Source organism: Thermoanaerobaculia bacterium (genome assembly GCA_035717485.1).
Classification (GTDB): domain Bacteria; phylum Acidobacteriota; class Thermoanaerobaculia; order UBA5066; family DATFVB01; genus DATFVB01.
This window is the reverse complement of the sequence record DASTIQ010000206.1, coordinates 1-14,523: the sequence shown is the minus strand read 5'-3', so window position 1 is coordinate 14,523 and position 14,523 is coordinate 1. Positions and strand designations below refer to the sequence as shown.

Here is a 14,523-nt window from a genome sequence, read left to right as displayed (position 1 = left end):
CGCGCATCTTATCGCCCCGCCCCGGCCGAGGGCGGCCTCTTCGCGATAGACTCGCGGCCGTGAAACGGCTCCCCGTCGCGATCGTCGTCCTGGCGGGGGCGGCCCTCGGCGGGTGCGGCGGAGGGAAGGCCGGGGTCGCGCTGCTCACCCCGGGCCCCGTCACCGACCACGGATGGAACGCCGCGGCCTACGAGGGGTTGGCGGAGATCCATCGGGAGCTCGCCGTCCCCGTCGCCCACGTCCAGGTCAAGACGCCGTCCGAATTCGAAGAGCAGTTCCGCGATTTCGCCGCCCGGGGCGCCTGGCTCGAGTTCGGCCACGGCTTCGAGTTCCAGGACGCGGCCGCCCGCGTCGCCCGCGATTTCCCGAAGACCGTCTTCATCACGACCTCCGGGTCGACGATCCGGCCGAACGTCGCGCCCATGGTGTTCGAGCTCGAGCAGGCCACCTACCTCTGCGGCATGGCCGCGGCGCGCCTCTCGAAGACCGGAGTCGTCGGAGCCGTCGGCGGCGTCGAGATTCCTTCGGTCGCCTCGACCTTCCTGGCGTTCGAGGGAGGCGTGCGCTCCGTCGACCCGAAGGCCGTCGTCCGCACCGTCTACACCGGCTCCTTCGACGACGCGGCCGCCGCCCGCCAGGCCACCCTCGCGCTCGCCGACCAGGGCTGCGACGTCGTGATCCACAATGCCGACGCCGCGGGGGCGGGCGTCTTCCAGGCCGCGCGCGAGCGCAGGATCCTCGCGTTCGGGACGAACAAGGACCAGAACGCCCTGGCGCCCGACGTGATCGTCGCGTCGGCGGTGATCGACATTCCGAAGGCGTTCGTCGCCGTCGCGCGCGAGGTCCGCGACGGAAAGTTCAAGGCGCGGTCGATCCGCTTCGGCATCCGGGACGGAGTGATCTCGTTCGTGTGGAACCCGAAGCGGGAGGCCGGCCTTCCCGCCGGTCTTCCCGGGGAAATCGAGCGGGCTCGGACGGCGATCGTCTCCGGCGCCCTCGTCGTTCCGCGGGGAAACTTCTGACCTTCTCGCTCCGCCGCGTCACCGTGCGGTTCGGCGCGACGACGGCGCTCTCGGAGGTCTCGATCGATTTCCGGCCCGGCGAGATTCACGCCGTGCTCGGGGAGAACGGCGCCGGAAAATCGACGCTCGCCAACGTCCTCGACGGCCGGATCGTCCCGGATTCCGGCGAGGTCTCCGTTCCCGGAACCGTGGGTCATGTCCACCAGCATTTCGCGATCCCGCCGGGCCTGACCGCGGCGGAGTGCCTCGCCGTCGAGGATTCCGGCTTTCGCCCGCTCGCTCCCCGGCCGCTCGCCCGCCGGTTCCGGCGAATCGAAGAGGAGACCGGGATCGCGCTGGGAAATCCCGGGGCGGAAGCCGCCCGTCTTCCCGTCGGCGCGCGACAGCGCCTGGAGCTCGCCCGCGCGCTTTTCCGCCGCCCGGACCTCCTCCTCCTCGACGAGCCGACGGCGGTCCTCGCGCCGGCCGAGATCGCCGCGTTCGCCGAATCCGTCCGCGGAGCCGCGCGCCGCGGCGCGGCGGTCGTCTTCATCACCCACAAGCTCCCGGAAGCGTTCGCGATCTCCGACCGGATCACGCTCCTCCGGCGGGGCCGATGCGTCTTCACGAAAGCTCGCGAATCGACGTCGCCGGAGGAAATCGCCCGGCTGTTCCTCGAAGGCGCCGAACCGTCCCCCCGGACGCGGCGCGAGCCCGGCCCGCCCGTGCTCGTCGTCGAGGGCGTTTCGACGACGTCTTCCGCCGGCGCCACGGCGCTCGACGATCTCTCGCTGGTCGTGCGCGAGGGAGAAATCGCGGCGGTGGTCGGCGTCGACGGGAACGGCCAGGACGAGCTCGCGGAGGTCGTGGCGGGTTTGCGGGATCCGGCGTCCGGCTCCGTCCGGGTCGGCGGCGAAGCGGTCGGCCGGGGCGGATTCCGCCGGAGCGGGGCCTCCGTCGTTCCGGGCGACCGGCAGCGCGAAGGGCTGATCCTCGACTTCTCGATCGCCGACAACCTCCGGCTCGCCGAGCCGATTCCCGACGCCGACGAGGACGCGGCGGAGCGCGCGGTCGCGGCGACCCACATCGTCGCGTCCTCGTCCCGCCAGCGGGCGCGGGCTCTCTCGGGAGGCAACCAGCAGAAGACGATCCTCGCGCGCGAGCTGGGCCGCGAGCCCGCCTTCCTGCTGGCGGTCTCGCCCACGCGAGGCCTCGACCTCGCCGCCTCGCGCGCGACGCTCGCCGCGCTCTCGGCCGCCGCGGCCCGCGGGGGCTCGGTGCTCCTCGTCACGTCCGACCTGGACGACGCACGGTCCGTCGCGGACACGATCCGCGTGCTCTACCGCGGGCGGCTCTCCGCCGCGCTCCCCGCCGACACGCCGCTCGAGAGCATCGGGCGCGCGATGATCGGTCTGCCGCCCGCATGATTTCCGAGCTCCTCGTGAAGGGGACGCCCCTCCTCTTCTGCGCCCTCTCTTTCCTCGTGGCCTGGAAGGCGGGAGTCGTCAACGTCGGCGCGGAAGGACAGTTCCTGGCGGGGGCTCTCGCCGCGGCCGCCGTCGCGACCCGGCTCGCGGCGCCCGGCGCCCTCGTCGCCGCGGCGGCGCTCGCGGCCGGAGCGGCCGCCGGCGGCCTCTGGGCGGGCCTCGCCTCATGGCTCGTTCGCCGCCGCGGAGTCCTCGACGTCCTCGCGACGATCCTGCTCAACTTCGTCGCCTCCGGCCTCGTCTCGGTCGCCGTTCACGGATTCCTCCAGGAGCGCACGCGGACGTTTCCGCAGAGCGACGCGGTCCCGGAGGGGGCGCGCCTGCCGATCCTGGCCGCCGGAACCCGGCTCCATGCCGGAGTGCTGATCGCGGCGGCGCTCGCCGTCGTGCTCGCGGTCTTCCTCCGGAGGACGAAGGCCGGCTTCCGCCTCCTCGCGGCGGGAGCGGGTCCGCGGGCCGCCGAATTCGCCGGGATCGACGTTCCCCGGGTGCGAGGCGCCGCCTTCGTCGCGGCGGGCGCGGCCGCGGGCATCGGCGGCGCGGTCGAGCTCCTCGGCGTCGCGGGGCGCCTGTTCGACGCGTTCTCTCCGGGCTACGGGTATCTCGGCCTCGCGGTCGCCGTCGTGGGCCAGCTCTCCGCTCTCGGCACGGCCGCCGCCGCGGCCGTTTTCGGTCTCATCAACGTGCTCTCGTCGGCCCTTCAACGCCGCGCCGGCGTCTCCGCCGCGAGCGCGCTCGCGATCGAGGGAGCGCTCGTGCTCGCCGCCCTGGCCGCGCCCCGTCTGCGGCGCCGGCGCCGCCGCGAGGCGTCGGCGGCATGACGGGTCCGTGGCTCGGGGCGATTCTCCTCTCCGGTCTGACGGCGGCGACTCCGCTCCTTCTCGCCGCCATGGGGGAAACGGTTCGCGAGCGCGCGGGACTGCTCGACATCGGCATCGAAGGAGAGATGCTCGCCGGCGCGTTCGCGGCGTGGGCGGTCGCCGGCGCCTCGGGATCGGCGCTCGTCGGAGCGGCGGCGGCCGCCGCGGCGGGAATGGCGCTCGCCGCCCTGTTCGGCTCCTTCGTCGTGGGACGGCGGGCGGACCCGATCGTCGCCGGGACCGCCCTGAATCTCGTCGTCCTCGGCGCGACGGGCGTCCTCCTTCGGATGCAGGCCGGCGGCGTCCGGCCGTCCATCCTCCTTCCTCCCGCCGCCGGGCCCCTGACCCCGATCGACGTGGCGGCGATCGCCTCGGTGCCGCTCGTCTTCCTGTTCCTCTTCCGCACGAGCTGGGGACTGCGCCTGCGGGCGACCGGAGAGTCGCTCGCCGACGCCGACGCCCTCAAGGTGCCGACGAAGCGTTATCGGATGGCCGCGGCGATCGCGGGCGGCGCCTTGACCGGTCTCGCCGGCGCGTCCCTGACCCTGGAGCTCTCGGACACGTTCCTCGAAGGGATGACGGCCGGGCGCGGCTTCGTCGCGCTCGCGCTCGTCGCGTTCGGGCGGTGGAAGCCCTTCCCCGTCGCCGCGGCCTGTCTCGGCTTCGGCCTCCTGCAGGCGATCCAGTTCCAGCTGCAGGCGCGCGGCGTGCTCGGAATTCCGCCGCAGGCGCTCCTGATGTTGCCGTACGTGCTGTCGCTCGCCGCTCTGGCCCTGCGGGCCGGCACGAGTCGGGCGCCGGCCGATCTGGGGAAGACGTAGGGCGAGAATCGTCCCGAGTCGCGAGGGGAAGTCCGCGCCCCGGCCGTCGGGGCGCACGGCTCGTGAAGATCCTCCCGTTGCCGCGCCTCGAGGCGCGGGCCGGCCCGGTCGATGCGGCGCGCCTGCTCCTGCTATCCCGTGGAGCGCGCGAGCAGCTCCTGGTCCCGGTACTGCAGCCGGTACAGCTTGGCGTACAGCCCGTTCCTCGTCAGCAGTTCGGCGTGGGTTCCCGTTTCCCGCACCTCTCCCTTGTGGAGCACCACGATTCGCGAGGCCTGCCGGATCGTCGAGAGGCGGTGCGCGATGACGAGGGACGTCCGGCCCGCGAGGAGGCGCGAGAGCCCGTCGCGGATCTCCATCTCGGTCTCCGTATCGATGTTCGCGGTCGCTTCGTCGAGGATCAGGAACTCGGGATCGAACGCGAATGCCCGCGCGATCGAGAGGAGCTGCTTCTGCCCCGCCGAGAGTCCGCCGCCGCGCTCCTGGAGGACGGTGTCGTATCCCCGAGGCAGCCGCTCGATGAACCCCGCGGCCCTCGCCTCCTCGGCGGCCCGGCGCACCTGCGCGTCGGTGATGCCGCGGTTCCCGAGGCGGATGTTGTCGGCGACCGAGCTCGTGAAGAGGAACGGGTCCTGGAGGACGACCGCGAACCGGGAACGGAGATCGCGAAGATCGAACCCGCGCACGTCTTCGCCGTCCACGCGCACCGCTCCCTCCGTCGCGTCGTAGAAGCGGAGGAACAGCGACGCGATCGTGGTCTTCCCCGCCCCCGTGTGGCCGACGAGCGCGAGTCGCTCGCCGGGCGCGGCCGCGATCGAAACGTCCTTGAGCACCCCTTCCCCGCGCGCATAGGAAAACGAGACCCGCTCCATGGCGAGGCTCCCTTGCCGCGGCGGGCGGACCGGTTCGCGCGGCGAGGCGATCGCCGGCCGGGTGTCGAGGAGCCGGAAGATGCGCTCGGAGGCGGCCATCGCCGCCTGCAGGATGTTGTACTTGTCCGAAAGGTCCGAGATCGGCCGGAAGAACCGCTGGGCGTACTGGATGAACGCGACCAGCACGCCGACCGAGAGCGCGCCGCGGAGGACCTCGCTGCCGCCGTAGCCGATGATGAGCGCGAGGCCGAGCGCGGAGAGGAACTCGACCCCGGGGTAGAAGACCGAGTAATAGAAGATCGCGCGGACGTAGGCCTGCCGGTGCGCGTCGTTGATCTCGGAGAAGTCGCGGCACGCCCGCTCCTCGCGGTTGAACAGCTGCACGACCGCCATCCCGGTGATGTGCTCCTGGAGGAACGCGTTGATGCGGGCCAGGCGCACCCGGATGTCGCGATAGGTCTCCCGCGACCGCTTTCGGAACCACCCGGTGAACGCGACGATGAGCGGAAGCGTCAGGAACGTCGCGAGCGCGAGCGGCGGATTCAGGAGGAAGAGCGCGACGACGATCCCCGCGAGCGTGAAGACGTCCCCGACCATCGAAACGATCCCGGACGTGAAGAGCTCGTTCAGGGCGTCGACGTCGCTCGTCAGGCGCGTCATCAGCCGGCCCACGGGATGGCGGTCGAGATAGGCGACGTCGGCCCTCTGGAGATTCTCGAAGATCTCGGCGCGGAGGTCGTACATGATCCGCTGCCCCATCCAGTTCACGATCCACACCTGCGCGTAGGTGAGGAAGAACGCGAGGAGAAGCGAGGCCAGGAACGCGGCGGCGAAGAAGTCGACGCCGGCGCGACCCGCGAGCGGCACGTGCAGCCGCGTCGCGACGGCCGTCGCCGCGCGGCCGACGATCGAGAGCCGCGCGCCGGGCCGCGGCGCGATCGACACGTCGAGAGCCGCGGCCGTGAGCGCCGGCCCCATCAGCTGGAAGAGCGAGCCGAGGAGGATGAGCACCACCCCGGCCACGAGGCTCCCCCGGTAGGGGCGCACGTAGCGGAGCAGGCGCCTCGCGAGACGGGCGTCGTACGCCTTCCCGAGGACCTCCTCTTCGTGCGGGGAGGCGGCGCTCATCGGGACGCGGCCACCGTTCCCGCCCCGGAACCGGCGAATTTCCGGGAAGGGGCCCGGCGCCGGAGATCGGCGAACGGACCCCGGCCCGCAGGCTCGACGGTTGCTCTCATGCCCGCCTGCCGAGCAGATGCCACGTCTGGACGCCATACTCGGCGACGACGCGCGCGATCTCCCGGCTCTCCCCGCCGCGGCGTCGGCTCCACCACCGGCGATGCCCTCCCTCGGCCGAGAGCAGCCGGGCGCGCAGCTCGGTCGCGAGGCCGCGCGCCCGCCCGCGCACCTCTCGCTCGAGCTCGGGCGCCAACCGGTCGTCCGCGAAGCGGTCCGTCTCCGCTTCCAGGGCGTCGAGCTCGGCATGCAGCTGGCGCAGCCCGGCGGCGGCATCCACGGGAGCGTTGATCAATTCCACCGAAAGCCCTTCGCGTTCGAGGAGCGAACGGTATCCCGCGAGAGAGCCGAAGTCGCCGATATCGTAGAAATTGTGACCCAGCACGACGCGGGCGTACTCGCGGGCGAGCGGCGGAGGGAGCAGCGTGATCCCGAAAATCTGGAAGTGCGGATCGCGAAGCACCCAGGCCGGATTCCGCGGGTTGGGCGTCGCCAGGTAGAGCAGCCCGCCCGGCGCGAGCGCTCGCGCCAGATGGTTGATCGTCTTCGCGGCGTCGTCGACGTGTTCGACCACGTCCGCGCAGGTGATGACGTCGAAGGTCCCCAGGCCCGCGAACAGCTCGAGGTCCGAGAGGCTGCCGGCCTCGATGCGCACGGGGAGGCCGGCCGAGGAGAGGAGATCGCGGGCGATGGAGACGAGCTTTTCGTCGTGGTCGATCCCGACGATCTCCCGCGCGCCGAACTCGGCGGCCGCGGCGAGGGCGCCGCCGTAAGCGCATCCGGCGTCGAGGAACCGGAAGCCGCTCCGCAGGCCGTGAGGCCGGAGTTCCTCGAACACGTCGCGGCCCCGCTTCACGGTGTCCATGGCGTAGGAGACCCAGGTGGCGAGAGGCTCCGAGAGAGACTCGAAGGGCGCGTCCGGCGCCATGTCGTACATCCGGCGGACCTGTCGCGCGAGCCGGTCGGGGGAGACGGCGCCGGTCCGGGAAAGCAGCCCTTCCGGATTCATGCCGACTCGACCTCCTCCTCGAGCTTCTGCCTTTCCCACATCGCCGCGTAGACGCCTCCTCGGGCGACGAGGTCCGCGTGGGTGCCCCGCTCGACGATCCGTCCGTCGTCGAGCACGACGATCTCGTCGGCGTCCCGGAGAGACGACAGTCGGTGCGCGATCAGGAGCGTGGTGCGCCGGGTCACGACGTCGCGGAGGCGCTCCTGGATCCGGGCCTCCGTTTCGGAATCCACCGCGGAGAGGGAGTCGTCGAGAATGAGGATCCGGGGCGCGCGAAGGATCGCCCGGGCGATCGCCGCGCGCTGCTTCTGCCCGCCCGAAAGCGTGATCCCCCGCTCGCCGATCTGCGTCTTCCATCGCTCGGGGAAACTCGCGACGTCCGGCGAGAGTCCCGCGACCTCCCCCGCGTGCTCGATCGCCTCCGCCTCGGCGTCGGGGTTGCCGTACGCGAGGTTCCCGGCGAGCGACTCCGAGAAGAGGAACGTGTCCTGGGTGACCATTCCGATCTGCGCGCGCAGGTCCGCGAGCGGAATCCGGTGGATCTCGACCCCGTCGATGTAGAGCGTTCCTTCCGGCGGGTCGAGGAGCCGCGGGATCAGCGAGACGAGCGTCGTCTTCCCCGCCCCGGTGCGGCCGACGATGCCGACGAAGGATCCCGCGCGGATCCGCAGGTGGACGTCGCGCAGGACCGGGAGACCTCCGGCGGACCAGGAGAGCCCGCGAAACTCGATCTCCCCGCGGGGGGAGAACCCCGTCACGAGCGGCGGCGTGTCGCGGATCGACGGCTCGAGGTCGCGGATCTCGCGCATGCGGTTCCACGACGCGGCTCCCCGCTGCAGCAGGTTGACGACCCAGCCGAGCGCGATCATCGGCCAGACCATCTCGACGAGGTAGAGGTTGAACTCGACGAACCTCCCGAGCGAGATCCTTCCGTCGATGACGAGCCGCCCTCCCTGCCAGAGGACGACGACGAAGGAGATGCCCACGAGCGTCTGGAGGAGCGGGTAGAAGAGCGCGGAGACCTTGATGATCCGGCGGTTGCGCATCATGTACCCGAGATTCGACTCGCGGAAGAGCGCGATCTCCGCCTCTTCCTGGGTGAACGCCCGGACGACCCGCGCGCCCGCGAAGTTCTCCTGGGCGCGAGCGGACATTTCCGAGAAATACTCCTGCACCTTCTCGAACAGGACGTGGATGCGCTGCCCGACGATCTTCGTCGCGCCCGCCGTCAGCGGCAGCGTCGCGAGAGCGAGGAGCGTGAGCCTCCCGTTGACCCGCACCATCAGAGCGATCGCGATCGATGCGGTGACGATCGTGTTGAACGACTGCATCACGCCGGGCCCGAGCATCATGCGCACCGCGGTCAGATCGTTCACGGCGCGCGACATCAGGTCGCCGGTCCGATGTTCGCGGTAGAAGGAGAGAGGCATCCGCGTGAGGTGCGCGAAGAAGTCGTTCCGGATGTCGAACTCCATGTCGCGCGAAACGCCGATGAGGATCCGGCGCTGGAAGAAGAGGAAGACGCCGGAAACCGCGGAGATCGCGAGGATGACCGCGGCGAAGCGAATCACGGTGGCGGCGGAGACCGAACGCTTGAACGCGTCGATCGCCCTCCCGACGACGCCCGGCGCCGCGAGCGAGACGCCGGTCGACAGGACGATGCAGAGCGTACCCGCCGCGATGCGCCCGGCGTACGGCCGGAAGAATCCGAAGAAAGCGGCGCGGTCCTTCACCCGGGAAGTTTACCGCGCGGCACCCTCGCTAATCGGAAGACGACCGCGGCCGCGGGCGAAGCGTCCTCCCCTCGCGCCGCTCCTGGAACAGTTCGCGGGCGCGGTCGCGCTGTCCGGGCGTGAGGACCCCGCGGATCTCGAGGAGCATCGCCATCCGGGCCTTCGCGAGCCGTGTCCGCGCCTGCTCGACGTCGTCGATCCGCCGCTCGGCTTCTTTCGGGTCGACCTCCGGCTTCTCCATCGCCGATTCCTGGAGGAGCCGCTTCTTCTCGAGGTCGGCGCGAAGATCGATCAGCTCCGGGCGGGCCTGCCGGAAGATCGCTTCGATCCGGTCCACCTGCGGTTCCGTCAACGAGAGCTCCCGGACGATCCGCGGGTTCTTCCACCACTTGCCGTCGAGCGGGGCGCCCCACGCCCGCGCCGCCGTGAGAAGCACGAGAACGGCGAACCATCGCTTCACGATCTTCCCTCCTTCTCGTCCGGCAGCGGGGCCATCCGTTTCCACGCCGCCCCCTCCTCGCCGTCGACCAGCCGCGAGACGTCGCGGAGCAGGGCGTCGTCGGCGAGATCGCGCGCTTCCATCGCGGGCTCCGCCCGCGGCGCCGGCGCGGGACGCGACGCCGTCCGGGAGCCGAGCCAGAATGCGCCGGCGAGAGCCGCGGCGGCGGCGAGGCCCGCTCCCCAGGCCCGCGATCGGCGTTTCCGGGGGCGCGGGAGGGCGCGCACTTTCGCCATCACCGCGCGCTCGAATTCCTCGGTCGACGCCTCGGGGCGCCCCGCGATCTCCCGGGCGGCGCGCTCCCACTCCGCGAACCGGCGCGCGCACGATCCGCAGCGGGAGAGGTGCGGAGGAAGCGGCTCCGGCTCTCCGGACGGCGGAAAGGCGACCCGGAAGAGATCGCCGTCGGTCAGATGAGCTTCGGCGGGATCGGCGGGTTTCATCGGGACCTCCGGAATCCGTCGAGGCGCGCTCGTACCTTCTGCGCCGCGCGGAAAAGGTGGGACTTCACGGTTCCGCCGTCGACGCCGAGGAGCTCCGCGATCTCGGGAATCGACCGCTCTTCGAAGTGCTTCAACGCGAAGACGATGCGCTGTCTCGGCGAGAGGGCGTCGAGCGCCTGCCGCAGGATCGCCTTGATCTCTTTCGACTGCAGCCGGCGCTCGGGAGATGGCTCCTCCGACGGGACCGCCTCGAGCGGATCGTCGTTCTCGCCCGCGCGGGGCCGCTGGTGGAAATAGAGGACGAGGCGTTTGCGCTTGAGCCGGTCGCGGCAGGCGTTCACCGCGATTCTCGTCACCCACGTCTCGAAGGTCGCGCCCCCCCGGAAATCGGCGAGGCGCCGGTACGCGCGCACGAACGCCTCCTGCGCGACGCATTCCGCCTCGGCGGCGTCGCGCAGCATCCGCAGCGCCATCCCGTAAACGCCCCGCTGGTAGGCTCGAACGAAGTGGCCGTACGCATCGGCGTCGCCCGCCAGAACCCGCTCGATCAGCCGGCTCTCGTCGACCGGCTCGGCACCTTCGGGAGAAACGATCTTCAAGGCCCTCACGCCTCCTCAGACGATCGGGGGCGCGGGAGGTTTACACGGTCTCACAGGTCCCGTACGGCCTCCCGGCGCTTGGCCTCGAATTCCTCCGGCGTGATCAGTCCGCGGTTCTTCAGGTCGTTCAGCTCGGCGAGACGGTCCGCCGGCGCGGCGGAGCGCGCGGGCGGGGAAGACGCCGCGGCCTCGGGAGAGGGAACGGAGACCCCGCCGGGCCCGACGTGCGTCCAGATCGCCGTCCGGAGCGCTTCGGGATGTTCGATCGTCGGGAAGAGGATCTGCCCCCGCTCGGACGCCGTTTCGATCGCGAGATCGCCGTATCCGAGGAGTCTCCCCCAGAAGCTCTGGTCGACCGTGACGTCCTGGATGCGCTCGAGAGGACACTGCCGCGTCTCGTGGGCGAAAACTCCGATCTTGTGCAGGATGCGGCGGTCCGTGACGACGAACTCGTCGGTCCGTGCGCGAATTCCGCGAATCGCGAAGACGACGAGCGAGAGGAGGAAGAGAGCCGCCGCGACCCACATCGCGACCTTCGACGGGGTCGGCCCGGCGCCTTTGGCCTCGAAGACGAGCGCCACGGCGGAAGCCGCGATCGAGAAGAGGAGCAGCACGATCGCCCTTCCGTAGAAGATCCAGTGGTAGCGCGCCCGGTAGAGGATCCGCTCGCCCGGAGCCAGCTGCTTTTCGGCGTATTTCATTTTCCGCCATTGTAGCGCCGGCCCGCCGGTCCCCGACGCGTTCGGGATACATTACCGGCCGATGACGCCGGGTCCTCTCGTCTTCCTCGTCACGGGGTGCTCCTCGGGCATCGGCCGGGCGACGGCGATCGCCGCCGCCGAGGCCGGACACCGGGTCTTCGCGACGGGCCGCCGCCCCGAATCGATCGCGGATCTCGGCCGGGGGATCGAAACCCTCGCGCTCGACGTGACCGACGACGCCGCGATCCACCGCGCCGTCTCCGACGTGATCGCGCTCGCCGGCCGGATCGACGTCCTCGTCAACAACGCCGGCTACGGCCAGATGGGCACCGTCGAGGACATCGCCCTCGCGCGCTGGCGGGCGGAGTACGACGTCAACGTCTTCGGCTTGATCGCGGTCACCCAGGCGGTTCTCCCGCACATGCGGGCGCGCCGCACCGGGCGCGTGATCAACATCGGATCGATCGCCGGCCGGATCGCCTACCCGTTCGGGGCGGCCTACTGCTCTTCGAAGTTCGCGGTCGAGGCGATCAGCGATGCGCTGCGTCTCGAGGTGGAGCGCTTCGGCATCCGCGTCGTGCTCGTCGAGCCCGGCCCGATCCGGACGCATTTCGGGGAGCGGGTCGAGGCGGAAGTCGAACCGCTCTCCCACGACCCCGATTCGCCGTACCACGCGTGGTACGAGAAGGCCTTCGCGAGGTTCCGACGGGAGACGCGGGTCGGCTCGCTGCCGCCGGAGGCGGTCGCGCGAGTGGTCCTTTCGGCCGCGACCCGCCGCCGGCCGAGGGCGCGCTATCTGGTGACGTGGCCCGCGAAGGTGTTCGCGTTCGCGAAGAGAATCGTCCCCGACGCCGTGATGGATATGGGGATGCGCTCGAAGTTCCGGTAGGCGCGTGACCTTCGAGACGTCGCGGCCGATCCCGCGCGAAACGTCGCGGCGCGCGCTGTGGAGGTTCTTCGCCGGCGTGGCCGCGACCGCCGTCGCGAGCGGGGCGGCCCTCGTGCGCCTCCGTCCCCCGGCACCCCGTCCGGCGACTTCCCCCGCGCGCGATTTTTCGGCGGCGCGCGCCCGCCGCGTCCTCGAGGAGCTCGCGGGCGACGGAATTCCCCACCCCGAAGGGAGCGCGGAGGCGGCCTCGGTGCGGGGGCGGATCGTCGCGGAGTTCCGGCGCCTCGGCGACGTCGCCGAGATCCAGTCCGGTTTCGCGTGCGGAGGGAACGGCGTCTGCGGGAGCGTCGCGAACGTCGTCGCCCGTCGCCCCGGCGAAGCGGGGCGGAAAGCCGTTCTTCTCTCCGCCCATTTCGATTCCGTCGGCGCGGGTCCCGGCGCGTCCGACGACGGAATGGGAGTCGCCGCGATCCTGGAGGTCGCGCGGGCCCTCCGGGCGGCGCCCCTTCGCCGTCCCGTGGTCTTCCTGATCGACGACGGCGAAGAGCAGGGGCTCCTCGGGGCGCAGGCGTTCGCCGCGGCCGGAGGCGGGCGCGGAATCCTCGCGGACGTGAATCTCGAGGCGCGCGGGACCACGGGACCCAGCTTCCTCTTCGAGACGAGCGGAGCGAACCGCTGGCTCGCACGCCTCTTTTCCCGCCTCTCCCGCCCGACGACGAGCTCGCTCTTCTCCTCGATCTACCGCGCGATGCCGAACGACACCGACCTGACGGTGTTCCGGGCGCACGGCATCGCGGGCGTCAACTTCGCGTGCGTGAACGGCGTCGCGCGCTACCACACGCCGAAGGACGACGTCGCCCACGCCGACCCCGCGACGCTCCAGCATCAGGGCGACAACGCTCTCGAGATCGCGCGCGCGCTGGACCGGGCGCCGGACGAACCCGAACCCGGCGATGCCGTCTGGTTCGACCTCTTCGGCGCGACCGTCGTCGGATGGCCGGCCCCGGCGACGCTGCCCGCCGCGGCCGCGGTGGCGGTCCTCGCGGCGGCCGGAATCGTCCGCCAGAACCGGAAGCGCCGGACCTCGGCGGGACGTCTCGCGCTCGGCTTCGCGGCGTTCCCGGCGGCGATTCTGGGGGGGATCGCGGGAGCGGCTCTCGTCAGCGCCGCTCTCCGTCGGATGGGGGCGCTCCCCGCGGGATGGATCGCGCATCCGGGGCCCGCGGCCTCCGCGATCTGGCTCGGCGCCTTCCTGGCGTCCGGAACGGCATGGGGGTTCTTCGGCCGCCGCGCCGGACCCTCCGCCCTCCGGAGCGGGATCGCCGCGGCATGGGCGGCGGCTTCCCTCGCCGCGGCCGGTCTCCTTCCCGGAGCGAGCTTTCCTCTCCTCGTTCCGGCCGCAATCGCGGCGATTCTGCTCGCGGCATCCCCGACCGGCGCCGGGGAAACGCTCCTCGATGCCGCCGGGGGATTCTTCCTGCTGCCGCTCGCCGCGATGCTCCTCGAGGTGCTCGGTTTCCGTGGAGCGGGCGCGATCGGCGCCCTTCTCGGACTCGTTTCGACCCTTTTCGCCGCGCGCTGGGAGGAGCTCCCTCCCCGCGCGCGGCATCGCGTCGCGGCTCTCCTCGGCGCGGGACTCGCGCTCTCCGCCGCGGCTTCCTTCCTGCCCGCGCCGTTTTCTCCCGACGCTCCGCAGCGCGCGACGATCGTCGCGCTTCGCGACGCGGACTCGGACGCGTCGCGGTGGATCGTGGAGACGGACGCCGACCGGCTGCCCCCGCCCATCGCCGCCGCGGCGCCCTTCCAGCGGAAGAGCCCGTATCCGTGGGCGCCCGGCGTGACGGGCTTCGCCGCGCCCGCCCCGTCTCTGGCCGCCGCCCCTCCCGAGCTCCGCGTCGAGAGCGACACGGCCCTTTCGGGCGCGCGCCGGATCACCGGCCGGCTCGCCTCTCCCCGCGGGGCGACGATCGTGCGGATCGCGTTTCCCCCGGCGGCCCGGCTCCGGTCGATCGCGATCGGCGGGACGCCGGTTCCCCCGCTCTCTCCCGCCGCGCTCCGGCGGGGCGCCGGATGGAAGAGCTACGCCTGCGTCACGGTTCCCGCCGAGGGAATTCCGGTCGAGATCGTCGCCGCGCCCGGGCCCCTTTCGTTCGTCCTCGCCGACCGGACGGCCGTTCTCCCTCCGTCGGCCGGGTTCCTCGCGTCGCGCCGAGGCGCCACGGCAGTCCCGAGCCAGTCGGGAGACGGGACGATCGTCATGAAGCGGGTGACGCTGTAGAAAAGCGCCGAGGGCCGAACCCGGCCCGAACCGACCCCTCGCCCGGCTACTCGAACGAGATTCCGTGGGCTTCGGGCCCCACGGCGACGACGACC

The 14,523-nt window shown here is 71.8% G+C and carries 13 protein-coding genes; 6 read left to right on the top strand and 7 right to left on the bottom strand.

Annotated elements, in window-relative coordinates:
• The first annotated feature begins 59 nt into the window (after positions 1–59).
• Genes VFS34_10795 through VFS34_10780 form a run of 4 tightly spaced genes read left to right on the top strand, consistent with a single transcriptional unit; the run spans position 60 to position 4,169 of the window.
• On the top strand, positions 60–1,022 hold the full coding sequence (locus VFS34_10795; GenBank protein HET9794940.1) for a BMP family protein: 963 nt from the start codon (positions 60–62) through the stop codon (positions 1,020–1,022).
• Positions 1,023–1,045: 23 nt separating this feature from the next.
• On the top strand, positions 1,046–2,428 hold the full coding sequence (locus VFS34_10790; protein ID HET9794939.1) for an ATP-binding cassette domain-containing protein: 1,383 nt from the start codon (positions 1,046–1,048) through the stop codon (positions 2,426–2,428).
• Positions 2,425–3,309 (top strand): ABC transporter permease, encoded by an 885-nt coding sequence (locus tag VFS34_10785; protein HET9794938.1) that lies wholly within the window; start codon positions 2,425–2,427, stop codon positions 3,307–3,309. The genes VFS34_10790 and VFS34_10785 overlap by 4 nt, the downstream gene beginning before the upstream one ends.
• The gene (locus VFS34_10780) at positions 3,306–4,169 is read left to right on the top strand and encodes an ABC transporter permease (protein HET9794937.1); all 864 of its coding nucleotides are present in this window, start codon (positions 3,306–3,308) and stop codon (positions 4,167–4,169) included. Before VFS34_10785 ends, VFS34_10780 begins: the two co-directional genes overlap by 4 nt.
• 131 nt (positions 4,170–4,300) lie before the next feature.
• Here the strand turns inward: VFS34_10780 and VFS34_10775 are convergent, their stop codons facing one another.
• The 7 genes from VFS34_10775 to VFS34_10745 all read right to left on the bottom strand — a co-directional run bounded on the left by VFS34_10775 (position 4,301) and on the right by VFS34_10745 (position 11,261).
• Positions 4,301–6,169: an ABC transporter ATP-binding protein gene (locus VFS34_10775; GenBank protein HET9794936.1), complete on the bottom strand. Its 1,869-nt coding sequence runs from the start codon at positions 6,167–6,169 to the stop codon at positions 4,301–4,303.
• 106 nt (positions 6,170–6,275) lie between these two features.
• Complete coding sequence (locus tag VFS34_10770) at positions 6,276–7,286, bottom strand: methyltransferase domain-containing protein (GenBank protein ID HET9794935.1); 1,011 nt, start codon at positions 7,284–7,286, stop codon at positions 6,276–6,278.
• Positions 7,283–9,019: an ABC transporter ATP-binding protein gene (locus tag VFS34_10765; GenBank protein ID HET9794934.1), complete on the bottom strand. Its 1,737-nt coding sequence runs from the start codon at positions 9,017–9,019 to the stop codon at positions 7,283–7,285. The genes VFS34_10770 and VFS34_10765 overlap by 4 nt, the downstream gene beginning before the upstream one ends.
• 28 nt (positions 9,020–9,047) lie before the next feature.
• The gene (locus tag VFS34_10760; GenBank protein HET9794933.1) at positions 9,048–9,479 is read right to left on the bottom strand and encodes a Spy/CpxP family protein refolding chaperone; all 432 of its coding nucleotides are present in this window, start codon (positions 9,477–9,479) and stop codon (positions 9,048–9,050) included.
• Entirely contained in the window at positions 9,476–9,961 is a 486-nt protein-coding gene (locus VFS34_10755) for a hypothetical protein (protein ID HET9794932.1), read from the bottom strand. The genes VFS34_10760 and VFS34_10755 overlap by 4 nt, the downstream gene beginning before the upstream one ends.
• On the bottom strand, positions 9,958–10,560 hold the full coding sequence (locus tag VFS34_10750) for a sigma-70 family RNA polymerase sigma factor (protein HET9794931.1): 603 nt from the start codon (positions 10,558–10,560) through the stop codon (positions 9,958–9,960). Before VFS34_10750 ends, VFS34_10755 begins: the two co-directional genes overlap by 4 nt.
• A gap of 50 nt (positions 10,561–10,610) precedes the next feature.
• Entirely contained in the window at positions 10,611–11,261 is a 651-nt protein-coding gene (locus VFS34_10745; protein ID HET9794930.1) for a PH domain-containing protein, read from the bottom strand.
• A gap of 61 nt (positions 11,262–11,322) precedes the next feature.
• Between VFS34_10745 and VFS34_10740 the strand changes: the two genes are divergently transcribed.
• Entirely contained in the window at positions 11,323–12,150 is an 828-nt protein-coding gene (locus VFS34_10740; protein HET9794929.1) for an SDR family oxidoreductase, read from the top strand.
• 4 nt (positions 12,151–12,154) lie between these two features.
• Positions 12,155–14,428 carry a M20/M25/M40 family metallo-hydrolase gene (locus tag VFS34_10735; protein ID HET9794928.1) on the top strand — a complete coding sequence of 758 codons (2,274 nt, stop codon included), beginning with the start codon at positions 12,155–12,157 and terminating at the stop codon, positions 14,426–14,428.
• The last annotated feature ends 95 nt before the right edge of the window (positions 14,429–14,523 follow it).

Excerpts from the sequence above, each read along its gene's own strand:
- VFS34_10785 (HET9794938.1), top strand. The coding sequence starts at position 2,425 with ATGATTTCCGAGCTCCTCGTGAAGGGGACGCCCCTCCTCTTCTGCGCC.
- VFS34_10780 (HET9794937.1), top strand. The coding sequence starts at position 3,306 with ATGACGGGTCCGTGGCTCGGGGCGATTCTCCTCTCCGGTCTGACGGCG.
- VFS34_10775 (HET9794936.1), bottom strand. The coding sequence starts at position 6,169 with ATGAGCGCCGCCTCCCCGCACGAAGAGGAGGTCCTCGGGAAGGCGTAC.
- VFS34_10770 (HET9794935.1), bottom strand. The coding sequence starts at position 7,286 with ATGAATCCGGAAGGGCTGCTTTCCCGGACCGGCGCCGTCTCCCCCGAC.
- VFS34_10755 (HET9794932.1), bottom strand. The coding sequence starts at position 9,961 with ATGAAACCCGCCGATCCCGCCGAAGCTCATCTGACCGACGGCGATCTC.
- VFS34_10745 (HET9794930.1), bottom strand. The coding sequence starts at position 11,261 with ATGAAATACGCCGAAAAGCAGCTGGCTCCGGGCGAGCGGATCCTCTAC.
- VFS34_10740 (HET9794929.1), top strand. The coding sequence starts at position 11,323 with ATGACGCCGGGTCCTCTCGTCTTCCTCGTCACGGGGTGCTCCTCGGGC.